Source organism: Streptomyces sp. CA2R106 (assembly GCF_037034245.1).
GTDB lineage: Bacteria > Actinomycetota > Actinomycetes > Streptomycetales > Streptomycetaceae > Actinacidiphila.
The window spans coordinates 1-222 of the sequence record NZ_JBAGKC010000234.1 but is presented as its reverse complement, the minus strand read 5'-3'; the positions used below and the strand labels follow the sequence as shown (position 1 = coordinate 222).

At 65.3% G+C, this 222-nt stretch carries 1 protein-coding gene; it reads right to left on the bottom strand.

Annotated elements, in window-relative coordinates; genetic code table 11:
- Positions 1-222: acyltransferase domain-containing protein (locus WA788_RS35895; protein WP_335984756.1), on the bottom strand; the 222-nt coding region annotated here is incomplete at both ends.

The following is a 222-nucleotide window of genomic DNA, read 5'->3' as shown; positions in this document are numbered from 1 at the left end:
AGGGATACGCGGCTCCGAAAACTCCACGTCAGCGATCGCCGCCATGAAGTCCTCCACCATCGGGTCCATCAACGCCGAATGGAACGCATGAGACACCCGCAACCGCGTCGTCTTCACACCCAACGCCTTGAACTGCTCACCCACCGCCTCGACCGCGCCCGCGTCACCCGAAACGACCACGGAGCCAGGCGCGTTGACCGCCGCGAGCGACACCTCGTCGGA